Source organism: Bartonella sp. B30(2025), from assembly GCF_053793825.1.
Map to the genome: position 1 here is coordinate 1,556,335 of NZ_CP200034.1, position 16,567 is coordinate 1,572,901.

General features: G+C 36.9%; 13 protein-coding genes. 10 read left to right on the forward strand and 3 right to left on the reverse strand.

Annotation, left to right across the window (positions count from 1 at the left end):
• The first annotated feature begins 63 nt into the window (after nucleotides 1–63).
• Complete coding sequence (ileS, locus tag V4P55_RS06650; protein WP_455474309.1) at nucleotides 64–2,979, forward strand: isoleucine--tRNA ligase; 2,916 nt, start codon at nucleotides 64–66, stop codon at nucleotides 2,977–2,979.
• Between the two features lie 204 nt (nucleotides 2,980–3,183).
• Nucleotides 3,184–3,627, forward strand: a complete 444-nt coding sequence (locus V4P55_RS06655) for a hypothetical protein (RefSeq protein ID WP_455474310.1) — start codon at nucleotides 3,184–3,186, stop codon at nucleotides 3,625–3,627.
• 137 nt (nucleotides 3,628–3,764) lie between these two features.
• Here the strand turns inward: V4P55_RS06655 and V4P55_RS06660 are convergent, their stop codons facing one another.
• Nucleotides 3,765–4,211, reverse strand: a complete 447-nt coding sequence (locus tag V4P55_RS06660; protein WP_455474311.1) for a nucleoside deaminase — start codon at nucleotides 4,209–4,211, stop codon at nucleotides 3,765–3,767.
• A 269-nt stretch (nucleotides 4,212–4,480) separates the two neighbouring features.
• On the opposite strand from V4P55_RS06660, the gene V4P55_RS06665 reads away from it, so the two are divergent.
• From V4P55_RS06665 to lpxK, 7 genes are all read left to right on the forward strand, one after another.
• The gene (locus V4P55_RS06665) at nucleotides 4,481–5,884 is read left to right on the forward strand and encodes a pseudouridine synthase (RefSeq protein ID WP_455474312.1); all 1,404 of its coding nucleotides are present in this window, start codon (nucleotides 4,481–4,483) and stop codon (nucleotides 5,882–5,884) included.
• Nucleotides 5,865–6,422: a 16S rRNA (guanine(966)-N(2))-methyltransferase RsmD gene (gene rsmD / locus V4P55_RS06670; RefSeq protein WP_455474313.1), complete on the forward strand. Its 558-nt coding sequence runs from the start codon at nucleotides 5,865–5,867 to the stop codon at nucleotides 6,420–6,422. The genes V4P55_RS06665 and rsmD overlap by 20 nt, the downstream gene beginning before the upstream one ends.
• Nucleotides 6,423–7,007: 585 nt before the next feature.
• Nucleotides 7,008–8,339 carry a TldD/PmbA family protein gene (locus tag V4P55_RS06675; RefSeq protein ID WP_455474314.1) on the forward strand — a complete coding sequence of 444 codons (1,332 nt, stop codon included), beginning with the start codon at nucleotides 7,008–7,010 and terminating at the stop codon, nucleotides 8,337–8,339.
• Nucleotides 8,326–9,129, forward strand: coding sequence for a 3'(2'),5'-bisphosphate nucleotidase CysQ (locus tag V4P55_RS06680; RefSeq protein ID WP_455474315.1), 804 nt, complete (start codon nucleotides 8,326–8,328; stop codon nucleotides 9,127–9,129). Before V4P55_RS06675 ends, V4P55_RS06680 begins: the two co-directional genes overlap by 14 nt.
• A 46-nt stretch (nucleotides 9,130–9,175) precedes the next feature.
• Nucleotides 9,176–9,418: a DUF4170 domain-containing protein gene (locus V4P55_RS06685; protein ID WP_455474316.1), complete on the forward strand. Its 243-nt coding sequence runs from the start codon at nucleotides 9,176–9,178 to the stop codon at nucleotides 9,416–9,418.
• 815 nt (nucleotides 9,419–10,233) lie between these two features.
• Nucleotides 10,234–11,556: a lipid IV(A) 3-deoxy-D-manno-octulosonic acid transferase gene (waaA, locus tag V4P55_RS06690; RefSeq protein ID WP_455474317.1), complete on the forward strand. Its 1,323-nt coding sequence runs from the start codon at nucleotides 10,234–10,236 to the stop codon at nucleotides 11,554–11,556.
• Nucleotides 11,546–12,562, forward strand: coding sequence for a tetraacyldisaccharide 4'-kinase (gene lpxK / locus V4P55_RS06695; RefSeq protein ID WP_455474318.1), 1,017 nt, complete (start codon nucleotides 11,546–11,548; stop codon nucleotides 12,560–12,562). The genes waaA and lpxK overlap by 11 nt, the downstream gene beginning before the upstream one ends.
• A 47-nt stretch (nucleotides 12,563–12,609) precedes the next feature.
• Here lpxK and V4P55_RS06700 read toward each other — a convergent pair whose 3' ends face one another.
• A complete protein-coding gene (locus V4P55_RS06700) occupies nucleotides 12,610–12,846 on the reverse strand; it encodes a DUF2093 domain-containing protein (protein WP_455475071.1) in 237 nt (78 codons plus the stop codon).
• 119 nt (nucleotides 12,847–12,965) lie between these two features.
• On the reverse strand, nucleotides 12,966–14,804 hold the full coding sequence (gene mutL / locus V4P55_RS06705; RefSeq protein WP_455474319.1) for a DNA mismatch repair endonuclease MutL: 1,839 nt from the start codon (nucleotides 14,802–14,804) through the stop codon (nucleotides 12,966–12,968).
• Between the two features lie 552 nt (nucleotides 14,805–15,356).
• Between mutL and V4P55_RS06710 the strand changes: the two genes are divergently transcribed.
• The gene (locus V4P55_RS06710) at nucleotides 15,357–16,445 is read left to right on the forward strand and encodes a 2'-deoxycytidine 5'-triphosphate deaminase (protein WP_455474320.1); all 1,089 of its coding nucleotides are present in this window, start codon (nucleotides 15,357–15,359) and stop codon (nucleotides 16,443–16,445) included.
• Nucleotides 16,446–16,567 lie beyond the last annotated feature (122 nt).

The window sequence follows — 16,567 nt, forward strand, 5'->3', positions numbered from 1 at the left end:
TTGCGAGATTCAGGGAAATTATGCAAAAAGTGAAATCGTGAAAGTGGATGGGAATATTTCACAATGACTGTGAAAAATGAAACTATAGATTATTCAAAAACTCTTTATTTGCCACAAACAAATTTTCCTATGCGTGCAGGTTTGCCACAAAAAGAACTTGAACTGTTGTCGCGATGGGAAGATATGGGGCTTTATGCCAAACTGCGTCAGCAGGCAAAAGACCGTCCGTTTTATATTCTTCATGATGGTCCACCTTATGCAAATGGTCATATTCATGTTGGTCATGCTTTAAATAAAGTTCTAAAGGATGTGATTGTTCGTTCATTCCAAATGCGTGGTTTTAATGCAAATTATGTTCCTGGTTGGGATTGTCATGGACTGCCAATTGAATGGAAAATTGAAGAAAAATATCGTGCACAAGGAAAGAATAAGGATGATGTGCCTCTTAATGAATTTCGCCAAGAGTGTCGTGAATTTGCTCAACATTGGATAACTGTTCAAAGCGAAGAGTTTAAACGTTTAGGCGTTGTTGGCGATTTTAACAATCCTTATACTACAATGGCTTTTCATGCAGAAGCGCGTATTGCTAGTGAATTAATGAAATTTGCTATGTCCGATCAAATGTATCGTGGTTCAAAGCCTGTGATGTGGTCAGTAGTTGAGCGGACGGCTTTGGCTGAAGCAGAAATCGAATATCATGATCATGAGTCAGAAGTCATTTGGGTTAAGTTTCCTGTTTTTGAAACGCATTCTCATGATTTAAAAGACGCTTATGTAGTCATTTGGACGACCACTCCCTGGACAATTCCTAGTAATCGTGCAGTTAGTTATTCTTCACAGATTTCATATGGTGTTTATGAAGTCGAAAGCTCTGAAAATGATTTTGGTCCTCAGGCTGGAGAAAAACTTCTTTTTGCTGATGCTTTAGCCATGAGTTGTGCTGAAAAAGCAAAACTTGTTTTAAGACGTTTGCGTACCGTTTCTGTTGATGAACTAAAAAACCTTATTCTTTCCCATCCATTAAAAGGGCTAGCTGGAGGTTATAATTATAAAATTGCAATGCTTGATGGTTCACACGTAACAGAGGGTGCTGGTACAGGTTTTGTTCATACTGCACCTAGCCATGGACGGGAAGATTTTGAAATTTGGAATGCTTATAAACCTATTTTAGAGCAGGCTGGTATTGATTCTTCTATACCGTTTCCTGTTGATGATGCTGGTTTTTATACAAAAGATGTTCCTGGATTTGGTCCAGATCGTGAAGGGGGAGCTGCGCGCGTTATTGATGATAATGGGAAAATGGGTGACGCTAATAAAGAGGTTATTAATACTTTAATTAAATTGGACCGATTATTTGCTCGCGGTCGTTTAAAACATTCTTATCCTCATAGTTGGAGATCAAAAAAACCGGTTATTTTTCGTAATACGCCGCAATGGTTTATTGCAATGGATAAAGATCTTGGGGATGGGTCTACTCTACGTAGCCGAGCTTTAGATGCTATTTCGTCGACGCGTTTTGTGCCTTCTTCTGGTAAGACTCGCTTGGCTTCTATGATAACAGATCGTCCTGATTGGGTCCTTTCTCGTCAACGTGCTTGGGGTGTGCCAATTTGTATTTTTACAAATGAAGATGGTGTTATTTTAAAAGATGAGCGTGTAAATGAGCGTATTTTGCAAGCTTTTGAAACAGAAGGTGCAGATGCATGGTTTGCTGAAGGAGCGCGTGAGCGCTTTTTAGGTGAACGTGCACATGAGCCTTGGGTACAGGTCTATGATATTCTTGACGTTTGGTTTGATTCTGGAGCAAGTCATAGTTTTGTTCTAGAAGATCGGGATGATTTGCAATGGCCTGCTGATGTTTATTTTGAAGGATCTGATCAACATCGTGGATGGTTTCAGTCTTCTCTTTTAGAGAGTTGTGGTACGCGTGCTTGTTCTCCTTATAAAACGGTGATTACTCATGGTTTTACTTTGGATGAGCATGGCAAAAAAATGTCTAAATCCTTAGGAAATACAATTGTTCCGCAAGAGATTATTAAGGCATCTGGCGCGGATATTTTTCGTCTTTGGGTAACGACGACAGATTATTGGGAAGATCAGCGTTTAGGCAAAACGATTCTTCAAACAAATAAGGATGCGTATCGTAAATTACGTAATGCTATTCGCTGGATGCTGGGAACTCTAACGCATGATGAAGGAGAAGAAATACCGTATTGCGCATTGCCAGATCTTGAAAAATTTATATTACACCAGCTTTTCGAATTAGATAAATTAATCAATCGTGCTTACGATGATTTTGATTTTAAAAAGATTATGCGTGCTTTACTCGATTTTTCAATCATTGAGTTATCAGCATTTTATTTTGATATTCGCAAAGACTCCCTCTATTGTGATGCGCCTTCATCAAAAAAACGCAAGGCTTCTTTGCAGGTTATTCGTGAGATTTTTGAGCGAATGGTAACGTGGCTTGCTCCAATGTTGCCTTTTACAATGGAAGAGGCTTGGTTAGAGCGTTATCCGGAAAGTCTTTCGGTGCATTTAGAACAGTTTCGTTCCGCGAGAGAAGAATGGCAGAACGAATCTTTAGCTGAACGTTGGAAAAAAATTCGGCAGGTTCGTAAAGTTGTGACAGGTGCTTTAGAGCTTGAACGGGCAAACAAACATATTGGATCATCTTTGGAAGCTGTTCCTATTGTTTTTATTTCTAACCCAGTTTTATTGGAAGCATTAGAAAATTTAGATATGGCGGAAATCTGTATAACGAGTGCTTTAACAATTGTTCATGATATAGTGCCTGTGGATGCTTTTACTTTAAGCGATGTTGAGGGTGTTGGTGTGTATTCAGGTAAAGCTGTGGGTACAAAGTGCGCCCGGTCATGGCGTTACACACAAGATGTTGGTAGCGATCCAGATTATCCTGATGTATCTGCTCGTGATGCGGCTGCATTACGAGAATTACATATTCTCGGCAAAATTTAAAAATGTAAATTATGGGGAAAAGTTCAGAATTGTAAAGTGTATTCGCTATTATCTGAATTCTGTCATTGATAAATATGGCTTTTTATAGTACCGATGGGTTCCCATTGCTTTGTCTCTGGGAGGGGAATTTGTGTTTGAAGCTGGTTTTCAATAAAAATCGCGGGAATCTTAAGCCAGCTATGCATTTTTGGAAATGGATGAGCAGTGGGAAAGCATAAATTAAAAATATTTTCAATAAGTGTTTTGTGTGTATGTTTTTTTTTAACAGGATGTGGTCTGTCTACGCCTACTTATGGTACAGGGCAGGTTGTGTCTGTACGGTTTTTAAAAGATATCGCACAATCTGTTTCGCTAAAATCTAAAAATGATAACTCTCAGCTTGTTATGAAATCTCGTCCGAAACTTGTTTTTCCAGAAGCAAGTGCGCTTACGGATTTACCTCTGCCTCAAAAAGATGTAGCGCAGCATGGCTCTTCTGTTAAAATGGTGGTGCCCGAGCAGTATTCTGGTAATAAAAGAAAAGCTATCTATTCACGAGATTCTTTACAATTAAATGCGAACCAACAGCAAGAGTACGTGTCTAGTCAAAAAGGACAAAACTTCAGTACGGAATCTTCCCTTATTCAGCCGCCTTTAAGCTATCATTAACTGTCTAGCATTGCACTTATCCATGAAAGATAAAGATGAAGTATCTGCGAAGAAGGTCTTAGTAAAAAATTTGCTTGCTTTAAAAAATATGATCTTATTAAAAGATAGGCGTACTCAATATTAAATAGATGTTATTTTCAACATCGCTTTTGTGCAAAAAAATTTTTCAGTAGTTGAGCTGCTTCTTTCTCTTTAAATCCAGAATAAATTTCAGGTCTGTGATGACAAGTTGAATGTTGATAAAAGCGTGGACCATGTTCTATAGCGCCACCTTTTGGATCGTTTGTTGCGTAATAGAGGCGCCGTATGCGTGTGAATGAAATAGCTGCAGCACACATAGCACAAGGTTCGAGCGTTACATAAAGGTCGCAATCCGGGAGCCTTTCGCTTTGGAGTCTTTCGCAAGCCATACGGATGACACGTATTTCTGCATGTCCTGTAGGATCATATGGCGTTTTTATGTAGTTACCAGCGCGTGCAATAATTTTTTTTTCGCGTACGATAACAGCTCCTACAGGAACTTCATCTTTTTTATTGGCCCATTGAGCCTCTAAAAGAGCTATTTCCATGGGGGTTAAACTCATAGTATCCTTTCTATAAAGTATAGGAGGTCAACAAAGATACCTTTTATAAGGCATGTTATGAAGCGAGCAGCAATATCATTCTTTTATAACAAAGAGGATACCATTCTTTTTTAAAAATTTTTAAAACCAATTTGCAAGTAAAAGTATATTATTTCTGCTAAAGGATAGAAAATAATAAATGATTATGTTAATTCCTTTTTTAGAATAAGCGGTATGGTACATGTAAATAATTTGCTGAACATATTGTAAAAAATTGGTGTGAAAAGCAAATGAATGAAAACAGTGAAAGTGAGCGGATTGCTAAAAGGTTAGCGCGTGCTGGTGTTGCGTCACGTCGTGATGCAGAAATGATGATTGTTGCTGGTCGTATTGTTGTTAACGGGGCTGTTGTGACGACGCCTGCTTTTAATGTTACTCGTTCTGATATTATTAAAGTTGATGGCAAACCTTTATCTCCGATGGAGCGAACACGGTTATGGCTTTATCATAAGCCAGCAGGGCTTGTGACTACTAATCGTGATCCAGAAGGCAGACCAACAGTCTTTAGCAATTTGCCAAAAGGAATGCCTCGTGTTCTTTCTGTTGGAAGACTTGATATTAATACGGAAGGGCTTTTACTGCTAACCAATGATGGCGGTTTAGCACGTGTATTAGAATTGCCTTTAACAGGCTGGGTGCGTAAATATAGGGTGCGTGCTCATGGAAAAATAAAGCAGAGTGCTCTTGATAATCTTAAAAATGGTATAGCAATTAATGGTACTTTTTATGGTTCTATTGAAGCATCAATTGAGCGCGAACAAGGGTCGAATGTATGGATTTCTGTTGCTTTGCGTGAAGGAAAAAATCGTGAAATTAAGAATGTTCTTGGTGCTTTGGGGTTATCGGTTAATCGTTTAATTCGCGTATCTTATGGTCCATTTCAGTTGTCTGATTTAGAAGAAGGAGCGGTTCGTGAGATAAAAGGTAGGACATTACGTGATCAATTAGGTGAACGCTTAATTATGCAAGCCAATGCAGATTTTGATGCTCCTATTCTTAAACCATTTTCAAATTCTATGGTTACTGTTGAAAAACCAAGTAATAAAGATCGTATCGTTACCAATGATGGTTGGATTTCCTCAACTGAGAAAAATACAGGGCATAAATTGCGTAAAGGTTTTGTTGCGCATGGGCGAGCACGATTAAGCGCAAAATTTGATGAAAAATTTGTGAGTAAAGATAAAGGAGAAGATGAAAAAAGAGAACGTTTCTTGCCTCGTTCTCGTCGTTCTAATGTTTGGATGGCTCCTGGTGCGCGTCCACAAGGTGCACGCAAAAAGTCTTCTTATAGTGAAAATAATTTTTATGACCGTAAGGGAAAGCCACTTGATCAGAGGTCTTCTCATAAAGATAAGAGCAAGTCATCAAAGGTCCAGTTACAGAAAAATAAGAGTATTTATTTTGATCAAAAACGAAATAAGATATCCCATGATGGTGTGTATGTTTCTAGCAAGAAAGAACATCTTTTTAAAAAGACAAAAAAAACTATTAAAGATGGTCATAATGAGCATTTATTTGAGCGGAAGCGAAAGGTCAAATCATCTGAGAGCACTATAAAAAAATCTAAGCCGTATAAGGGTCATGCAAAAATATCAAAGCTGTTTGGAGGATCGCGTGCGAGTTATAGGCGGTAAATTTGCGGGGCGTGTTTTGTGTGCACCTATTAGCCAGTCAATTCGTCCGACCAGTGATCGTACACGTGAAAGCCTTTTTAATATTCTTTCTAGCCGAGAAGAGCAATTTTGGGACAATAAACGTATTCTTGATCTTTTTGCAGGTACTGGTGCTTTAGGCATTGAGGCACTTTCGCGTGGTGCAAAATTTGCTGTTTTTGTTGAAAATTCCGTTGAGGGGCGTGGATTGATTCAAAAAAATATTGAGGCTTTTGAATTGCAGTCTGCTGGAAAAATTTTGCGTCGGGATGCGACAAAACTTGGTAATATTGGGACAATGTTTCCATTTGATATTATCTGCGCGGATCCGCCTTATGGCCATTGCTTAGGTGAGCTTGCCTTTATATCTACCTTAAAAGGAGGGTGGGCAAAAGCCAATACACTTTTTATACTTGAAGAGAAAAAAAATGCGATTATTCGTTTACCTGATATATTTTATATAGATGATAAGCGTCTTTATGGTGATACAGCAATACATTTTTATAAATTGAGATTATAGATTTTGTTATGAAAAGGATCTCATTTTATTCGATAAGGTAGTTAATTTTGATGGAACGTTTATTGTATTTTTCTTATTGAGTATCGATTATTTTGTTAATGTAATATTTCTTTTTATTTTAGTTAAAGACTTTGATGATTGTGAGTTAATTACGTAAAAATGTGTGAAGATAAAATCAATGATAGTATTTTGAAATAGGCTATATCAATCACAAAAATGGATATTTTTTATTGCGAGTTGATGAAAGAATTTATAGGCATAAAGAAAAAACTATAATGAGAAAAGTATTGCCTTATATTTGCGTAAAGATAAAGCATACGGTAAGAAAAGTTACACAAAAAAGATTTAGTTCCGAAGAGTTGAGAAATATGAAGGATAAATCATATTTTGAGTATTGGAATGTTTAGAAATCAAATTAAAGTTAAAAAAGATACTAAGAAGGAGATTATTCGTTTTTTTTAATAAAAAAAGTGTATCAATAGTGCATAATTTTCATCAACATCAATAAGCGTATAAAAGTTATATTTTTATAAATCTTCTACATTGCTTACCAGCATATATGATCAATATTTGAGGGAGTTTATAATGGCTGACAAGAACCAGATTGATAAATCCGTTTCGTTAATTGAAGCGGCGAAACGTTCTGGAGCAGATGCTGCTGATGCTGTTGTTGTTCGTTCGCGTTCTCTTCGTGTGTCGGCTCGTTTTGGGAAAGTCGAGTCTACGGAATCTTCAGAAAGTGATGATTTTACATTAAGGGTTTTTGTTGGCAAAAAAGTAGCAAGTGTTTCTGCTAATTTAGCAGCTTGCCCAAAAGAATTAGCAGAACGTGCTGTTGCTATGGCTAAAGTTTCTCCTGACAGTTTATTTGAAGGTCTTGCAGATAAAGAGTGTTTGGTTTCTCATCCTAAAGATCTTGATCTTTTTGATAATTTTGTTCCGGATAGCCGTTTTTTAACAGAAGATGCTTTAAAAATGGAAGCTGCAGCTCTTGATGTTAAAGGAGTCAGCAATTCTGGTGGAGCTGCGACAGCATATGGTCGTAGTGGATTTGTTCTTGTTACCAGTGATGGTTTTTGTGGAGCTTATCACTCTAGTTATTTTTCACGCTCTTGTAGTGCGCTTGCTGGTGAAGGAACAATGATGGAGCGAGATTATGATTATACAACTGCTTTACATTTTTCTGATTTAGAAGAAGCAGAAACTGTGGGAAAAAATGCAGGGGTAGGCGCGGTTCGACGTTTAGGAGCAGTGCGTGCAGATACTGGGGTTGTTGATGTTGTTTTTGATCCGCGGACGGCACGTGGCATTGCGGGGCATATCGCATCTATGGTTAATGGAGCATCAGTTGCTCGCAAAACGAGTCTTTTACAAGATTTTGTTGGCAAAGCGGTAATGAAATCTCATGTTAATGTAACAGATCAGCCTTTGCTTTTGCGTGGAAACTCTTCTCGTCCTTTTGATGGAGAGGGAGTTGAAGGACAAGCATTGAATATTATTGAAAATGGTATTTTAAAAAACTGGCTTCTTTCATCATCTTCAGCGCGTGAATTAGGTCTTAAAACAAATGGGCATGGTGTCCGTTCAGCATCATTAGTGCAACCAGCAAGCACCAACTTCGCTATCGAACCAAGTTCAGTATCGCCTCAAGATATGATAAAAGATGTTCGGAATGGTTTTTATGTTACAGAATTATTCGGGCATGGTATTGATTTTGTGACAGGACAATATAGCCGTGGTGCATCTGGTTTTTGGATTGAAAACGGTGAAATTGTTTACCCAGTGAGTGAAGTCACATTAGGTTCTAATTTACTCCATATGTTAGCGCATTTAACACCAGCAAATGATATTGATCGGCGTTATGGTACGGCTGCTCCGACATTGTTAATTGAAGGAATGACACTTGCAGGAAAATAACACACACTCTTCTTCTGATTTAGACTTTTTGCTCGATGTCTGTAGTGAGGCGGGAGAGATAGCGCTGAGGTATTTTGGATGTGCGTTAGATGTTTGGATAAAAGATGGTAATTCACCAGTCAGTGAGGCAGATTTTGCAGTTGATTGCTTTCTGAAGGAAAAACTTCTTGAAGCGCGTCCCAATTATGGGTGGATTTCAGAAGAAACGCAAGATAATCGTAAACAATGGGCTTATGAACGCTATTTTGTTGTTGATCCTATTGATGGAACACGAGGTTTTCTTTCTGGTAGTTCTGATTGGTGTATTTCAGTCGCTATTATTGAGAATGGACGCCCTATCGCGGGTGTGTTGCAGTGTCCAGTAAAAAAAGAAGTTTATGCTGCTGCTGTTGGCAAAGGGACGACATTAAATGATATAAAACTTCCTCTTTTGGCATCTGAGAGCAATCGTAAATATAAAATCTTACTTGATAAACCAATTGCTCAAAGATTGCCGCGAGATTTTTGCAACCAAGTTAGTTTTTACCCCCATATTTCTTCGCTTGCTTATAGTCTTGCCCTTGTTACTCAAGGAGAGGTTGATATTGTGTTAGTTCGTCCGGATTGTCATGCGTGGGATATTGCTGCTGCTGATCTTATTTTACAAGAATGTGGTGGATGCTTTTTATCACTGGATGCGTCTTCTATCTCTTATGGAGTTGAACCCCATCGATATGGTTTTTTAATTGCTGGAAAAAATAATTGCTGTCAAAATATGATAAATGTTATTCGTCAAATAAAGTTAGTTTAATCACGTAAAAACATGTTAAAATTCTTTAATAATACGGAGAATTCATATGGCTGAACCCAACGATAAAAAACAATATTTACATCTCGTATTTGGTGGAGAATTAAAAAATCTTACTAGTAATCAGTTTAAGAATCCCGATAGTTTAGATGTGGTTGGTATTTTCCCAGATTATCAATCGGCTCAAGAAGCATGGCATGCGAAAGCACAGAGTAGTGTAGATAACGCATTACAACGCTATTACATTGTAGATTTGTACCGGTTTCTTGATTCTGAAACGGGTGATGTATAAACAACGATGGAAGTTGATATAATTATTTTCTTAGATTGTGTGTGGACAGTAAGATTGCCTTTTATTAAGGATATCAAATAATTTAAGAAAAGAAGAAATGATCCTTATTTTTAAGCCTCTTTGTAAACGAACTGACCTTCATTTATAAAAATGTGGTAACAGGGCTTTTGTTGTGTGGATGTTGAGGTATCGTTTGCGTCTAATTAGTTTGTTGGATAAATCCATTGTTAAAAGGTTTACGCTGCGCTGAAAAGACACCGGTTGCTTAATCAATATTCATATATTCTTACTTATTCTTACTTTTGGAACAGCTAGCGATTGCTTTTTTAGATGCGGAAATTGTTTCTAGCTTTTTCATTTTCCATTCTAGATACAAATGTGTAACTTGCAAAAAATCTATATTTAAATTTTTGTGTGTTTTGGAGCTGATGAAAGAAAATGCGTTGCACTAGAGCTAATGTATAGCTCATATTCAAATGTATTTAAATCTTAAGAAGACGGGTATGATTACAAATATGCAACATGAAAAAGCATATAAAAATCAAAAAAAATAATTACTTTATGAGCTAAAATTACTTATTTTTCGATGCTCTTATACATGTATTTTTGTGAGAAAAGATTTTTTTAAAATATGGAATATAATTGTAATTCTATTGTCTTTAGATATTCAATTATGCTCATAAATGAAACATTTTTTATTTTCCAAAATGTGAAAGGTACTTTTACTAAAAAAAAATGTATGCAATGAACAGAAATTGTGAATCATTAAGTAAAAAGCTTACAAGCGTTTCCAAATAAGTAAATGGAGTGATTAAATGGTAGAACTAAAGGCACGTGCGGCCCTTTTAATCTATCGGATGATTGGTTTTTGTTTAGCTCCTATAGTGCCTTTTTATTTGTTTTTTCGTGCTATTTATGGAAAAGAAGATTGGAGTCGCAAAAAAGAGCGTTTAGGTAAAAGTCGTAAAAGACGTCCTCAAAATCCGCTAATCTGGTTGCATGCGGCAAGTGTTGGAGAAATGCTTGCTCTTGTTCCACTTATTAATTACATTTTATCTTTAAAAATCAATATACTATTAACAACCTGTACTGTAACATCTGCATCTTTGGCAAAAAAACTCTTTGGGGATCGGCTAATTCATCAATATGCCCCGTTGGATTTGGATTTAGCAGTGCGTCGTTTTATTGGTCATTGGAAGCCTGATTTGGCATTGATTTGTGAGTCGGAAATCTGGCCATTACGTATTAAAGAACTCGCTAAAATGCGCATTCCACAAATTTTGATTAATGCCCATATGTCTGAACGTTCTTTTACAGCTTGGCAAAAACGACGCGTTCTTGCCAAACATATTTTTAAGCATATTGATATGGCTATTGGTCAAAATGAAAAAGATGTGGTCTATTATCATACACTTGGGGTAAAATCTGTTGCGTTTTCTGGTAATCTTAAGGCGGATGTTTCTTTGGTTGAAGATAAAGAATTGCTCATGTATTATCGTAATGCTATTGGCGATCGTCCAGTTTGGGCAGCTGTTTCAACCCATGAAGGAGAAGAGAAGATTGCTTTTGAAGTTCATAAAATTCTTAAAAAATATTTGCCAGGTGTATTAACAATTATTGTTCCTCGTCATCCTGAACGTTCGAATGATCTTATTAAAAAATATGAGAATGAGAATCTGCACTTTATTCGCCGAAGCGATAATACCGTTCCAGACGCCAATACAGATGTTTTTTGGGGAGATACAATTGGGGAAATGGGGCTTTTTCTTCGTTTATCGAAAGTTACTTTCATTGGGAAGTCGCTGTGTGGGCGTGGTGGACACAATCCATTGGAGTTAGCTTTTTTGGGCTCCGCCATTTTAACAGGGCCTCATACTGCAAATTTTCAAAATATGTTTGAACAATTTTTAGTTCGTGATGCAGCCTATATGGTTAAAGATAAAGAGCAGCTTGCTACTCAGGTGTATAGACTTTTAACAAATGAAGTGTTACGGCAAGAAATGATTAAGACAGCCTATGAAATTGCAACGGGTATGGCTGGTGCGCTCGATCGTACGTTAAAAGTTCTTGATCCATTTTTGCAACCCCTTGTAATACAAACAAGTTTAAGCCAATATCGGGATAGGTATGTATATTAAAGCTCCCCGTTTTTGGTGGAAAGATAAAAGTTTTTTATATTTTCTATTAATGCCAATTTCTTGGGTGTACAGTTATTTCGCACGTTGTGTTATGGCTAAACAGTCTCCTGTTATTGATCTCCCAGTTTTGTGCATCGGAAATTTTACATTAGGTGGTGCGGGTAAAACGCCTGTTGTTATTGCTTTTGCTCAAGTGGCAAAAGAGCTTGGTTTCGTTCCAGGTATCGTATCACGTGGCTATGGTGGAACAGTGCAGAAGGTGCATCTTGTAAATAAGGAAAGTGACAATGCACGTCATGTTGGAGATGAAGCTCTTTTGCTTGCGCAACATGCTTTTGTTGCTGTATCGCCTGATCGTTATGCAGCGGCAAAACGGCTCAAGAAAGAAGGATGCAATCTTATTTTAATGGATGATGGATTTCACAGTCGTCATCTTTACATAGATTATGCATTGTTGATTGTGGATGCAATGCGCAATTTTGGCAATGGAGCTGTTTTCCCGGCAGGACCTTTGCGTGCACCGCTAAAAACACAGTTTTCTTTAATGGATAGCGTATTGTTGATTGGCGATTCAGATAATAATAAAGTTTGTTCTCTTTTGATCAACACTGAAAAGCCTTTACATCATGCTCATTTTAAACCATTAGTGTCGGATAATGTTGCGGGAAAATTATTTTTAGCCTTTGCAGGTATTGGCAATCCAAATAAATTTTTCAAATCTATTAGAGAGTTATCTGGTTGTATTATGCAAACTTACTCTTATCCTGATCATTATTTTTTTACAGACAGAGATTTAAAAAATCTTGCGCAAAAAGCTAAAAAGCAAAATTTATGGCTGGCTACAACTGCTAAAGATTATATGCGCATACGAACAAGTTGTGTACAAGAAGATTTAAAAAATCTTGTTGTATTTGATGTTAAAGTTGATTTTGCTCAAAAAAATTTCTGCAGTATAATCCTTGAGGAAGTGATAGACCGTTTTGCAAAACGAAACAATCCTCTTTAATGGAGCAGTTCTGAAAGCAAAGTTTTTGTTTTATAATCTTTAATTGATTACTTTTTGTGTTTCTTTAGTAATTGACTAAGATGTTGATTGCATTCAAGTTCGCGATGATAGGAAATTTCACAATTGGCGTAAGCTTCTTGGCGGAGAGGGCTCCAATATTTGAGATCATTTATAGGGATTTTTTGTCCGGTAACTGCACAAAGGGTGTAAGTGCCATATTTTAGGATTTTATATTCACTATTGGAATAATGAATTTTTGCTTCGCGATCATTATTGGAAAACATCATTCATAATCCCCTTCTTATTTGTATGAGAGATGATTTAAGTAAGGTGCCATAGGATTTTTATAAAGTCGAGAGTAAATTAAAAAAATATTTTTTCTACTATAACGACAAATAATAATTTATTTTCTGCCAAAAAGCCGTTCTATATCGATTAATTTAAGTTCGATATAAGTAGGGCGACCGTGGTTGCAAGTACCAGTATTGGGTGTTTCTTCTATTTGTCGTAGTAGAGCATTCATTTCTTCAGGACGCAAAAGACGTCCTGACCTAATTGAACCATGACAAGCCATAGTTGCAGCAACGTAATCAAGCATTGCTTTTAAATTGTCTGTCGTATCATATTCTGCGGTTTCATCTGCTAGATCTTTAATAAGGGCTTTTACGTCAATTTCTCCTAACATGGAAGGTGTTTCTCGTACAACAATTGCTCCAGGTCCAAATGATTCTATTCCTAAGCCAAATTTTTGCAGAGCGTCTTTGTGCGTTAAAAGACGCGTTGCATCTTCTTCAGAAAGTTCAATGATTTCAGGGATAAGCAACAGTTGTGAAGGAAGAGGTTTGGAGTAAAGTGCACTTTTGAGTGATTCATAAATGAGTCTTTCATGAGCAGCGTGTTGATCAACAATTATTAAGCTGTCTTGAGTTTGAGCGATGATATAATTTTTATGAATTTGTGCTCTTGCAGCTCCTAATGGATAATGTAATTCTTCCTGTGAGGGCATAGTGTTCGCAGTACATACATCAGCGCTTGGTGTATTTAAGCACTCTATAATAGAGGTGGAATCTTCTTTTAAATTAACAAGGTTTGCAGCATCGAGAGGTTTGTGTAGCATGGATGTTGGCGTAAAATTTTGATGCTGTGAAGTATAAGAAAAAGGCTGATAGGTATTTTTTAAACTTCTTGATGGCTGTGGTGCTTGAAATGCAGCGAGCATTGCTTCAGAGTTTGTTGAAATGGGACGAACACCAGTTTTATGTAGAGCTTCATGAATTGCTCCAACAATTAAACCACGAATTAATCCTGGATCTCGGAAGCGTACATCGGCTTTAGCTGGATGCACATTAACATCTACATCGGCGGACGGTATATCAATGAAAAGAATGGATACGGGATGACGATCTCGAGCCATGACATCAGCATATGCTCCTCGAATTGCTCCACAGATAAGTTTATCACGTACTGGACGACCATTAACATAAGCAAATTGATGAAGATTGTTACTACGACTAAAAGATGGTAAACAGGTAAAACCGGTCAAGCGAACTTCTTCACGTTCAGCATTAAGTGTGATGGTATTGGCAGCAAATTCTTTTCCCATAATTTGTGTGATACGTTGTAATTGTCCTTGAGTGTTATTTTCCATAGCAGGCAATTCTATAGAAACGCGGTCTGGGCCAAAAAGAGAAAAGCGGATGTGTGGAAATGCGATAGCAATTCGTTTCACCATATCGGTTATGGCATTTGTTTCAGCACGATCCGTTTTCATAAATTTTAATCGTGCTGGAGTGATAAAGAAAAGATCACGAACTTCAACGATAGTGCCAAGATTAGCAGCGGCTGGTTTTGGTCCAATACATTGTCCTGCTGTGACGGTAATTTCAGCGGCATTGTCAGCATGCTGTGTTCGTGAAATTAATTTAAGTTTTGCAACAGAACCAATAGAAGGTAAAGCCTCTCCTCTAAACCCGAGAAAACAGATATTATGCACATCATCGGTAATTTTTGATGTACAGTGACGAGAAACGGCTAAAGTCAATTGGTCTGCAGGAATTCCACAACCATTATCGCTTACCTTGATAAAATTTTTACCGCCGTTTGCTGTAACAATTTCGATTCGAGTTGCTCCAGCATCAATAGCATTTTCAACAAGTTCTTTGACAACGCTTGCTGGGCGTTCAATCACTTCTCCTGCTGCAATTTGATTAATAATATTTTCGCTGAGATGCCGTATGGTCATAATAATTTCTAATAAAGTTTTTTGCGGATTTTATAAAAATTGTTATGTCATGATAACATTATTTATTCAACATTCAAGAATAAGAGAGAATCTAGAAACTTTGATACTCAAAAAATTATGTTATCTCTCTTAAAAAAAAATTGTTATACTAAAAGTTGTTTTGCTATCTGTAGGATTCATTCTGGGCGTTCAATCACTTCTCCTGCTGCAATTTGATTAATAATATTTTCGCTGAGATGCCGTATGGTTATAATAATTTCTAATAAAGTTTTTTGCGGATTTTATAAAAATTGTTGTGTCATGATAACATTATTTATTCAACATTCAAGAATAAGAGAGAATCTAGAAACTTTGATACTCAAAAAATTATGTTATCTCTCTTAAAAAAAATTGTTATACTAAAAGCTGTTTTGCTATCTGTAGGATTCATTGATTGTAGCAGAAAATTGATTAATAAAGTTAAGGAGAACAATTTTCTTGCTTGAGACACTTGCACCAGTCAATCATCTGAGTCAAAAAAAGAAATGAAGTAAAGATTGGAGGCAAGACAATATGACGCGTATAAGCGGTATTTTGGCTGATAGTGATATACGAGCTTTAATTGACAATGATGTTTTAACGGCTCTTTGGCCATTTGATGCAGCGCAAATACAACCTGCAAGTGTAGATACGCGTTTAGGGAGTAAGGCTTATCGTATACGTGCGTCTTTTATGCCTGGCAGTGATGCAAAAGTTTTAGATAAAATTGAGCGGTTAAAGTTGCATGAATTTGATTTGCAGAATGGGGCAGTTTTAGAAACGGGCTGTGTTTATATTGTTCCGCTTTTGGAGAGTTTGGCTTTACCAAAAATTTTGTCTGCAGTTGCGAATCCTAAAAGTTCTACAGGGCGATTAGATGTTTTTACACGTGTAATTACAGATAATGCTCAGGAATTTGATAAAATTTGTACAGGTTACCACGGTCCACTTTATCTTGAAATTAGTCCACGTACATTTCCAATTTTTGTCCGTACTGGTTCGCGTTTATCTCAGCTTCGATTTCGCAAGGGGCAAAGTTACTTAAATGAAAGCGAGTTGTACACTTTGCATCAGGATGAAATGCTGGTGTCAGATGATTTCCCCAATATTAGCAATGGTGGTATTGGTCTTTCCATTAACTTAAAAGGAAACGAAAATGGGCTTGTTGGTTATCGTGCTAAACGCCATACCAGTGTTATTGATGTTGACAAACGTGCTGCTGCGCGTATTGCAGATTTTTGGGAACCTCTGTACTATAATGGTCAAAGTGAGTTGGTTCTTGATCCCGATGAATTTTATATTTTAGTTTCGCGAGAAGCTATCCATGTTCCTCCAGTTTATGCAGCTGAAATGACACCTTTTGATCATTTAGTTGGTGAGTTTAGAGTGCATTATGCAGGTTTTTTTGACCCAGGATTTGGGCATACAGATGCAGGTGGAAAGGGATCAAGGGCAGTTTTGGAGGTGCGTAATCATGAAGTTCCTTTTATCTTGGAGCATGGTCAAATTATCGGCCGTTTGGTATATGAACACATGCTTAGTCGACCATTAGCACTTTATGGGCATGATGTTGGATCACATTATCAAGCTCAGGGATTAAAGCTTTCTAAGCATTTTAAGTAGGCTCTACAAACAGACTTAATAAAAAAGTCATATACGAAAAATGATTCACTAAAAAAATTTATTTGTTATGAATATAAGATATTACTCACTTTTAAATTGAATATGCAGATTTTTTTCTCATT

Coding starts and splice junctions, on each gene's coding strand:
- ileS (WP_455474309.1), top strand. CDS start 64: ATGACTGTGAAAAATGAAACTATAGATTATTCAAAAACTCTTTATTTG.
- V4P55_RS06660 (WP_455474311.1), bottom strand. CDS start 4,211: ATGAGTTTAACCCCCATGGAAATAGCTCTTTTAGAGGCTCAATGGGCC.
- V4P55_RS06665 (WP_455474312.1), top strand. CDS start 4,481: ATGAATGAAAACAGTGAAAGTGAGCGGATTGCTAAAAGGTTAGCGCGT.
- V4P55_RS06675 (WP_455474314.1), top strand. CDS start 7,008: ATGGCTGACAAGAACCAGATTGATAAATCCGTTTCGTTAATTGAAGCG.
- V4P55_RS06685 (WP_455474316.1), top strand. CDS start 9,176: ATGGCTGAACCCAACGATAAAAAACAATATTTACATCTCGTATTTGGT.
- waaA (WP_455474317.1), top strand. CDS start 10,234: ATGGTAGAACTAAAGGCACGTGCGGCCCTTTTAATCTATCGGATGATT.
- lpxK (WP_455474318.1), top strand. CDS start 11,546: ATGTATATTAAAGCTCCCCGTTTTTGGTGGAAAGATAAAAGTTTTTTA.
- V4P55_RS06700 (WP_455475071.1), bottom strand. CDS start 12,846: ATGTTTTCCAATAATGATCGCGAAGCAAAAATTCATTATTCCAATAGT.
- mutL (WP_455474319.1), bottom strand. CDS start 14,804: ATGACCATACGGCATCTCAGCGAAAATATTATTAATCAAATTGCAGCA.
- V4P55_RS06710 (WP_455474320.1), top strand. CDS start 15,357: ATGACGCGTATAAGCGGTATTTTGGCTGATAGTGATATACGAGCTTTA.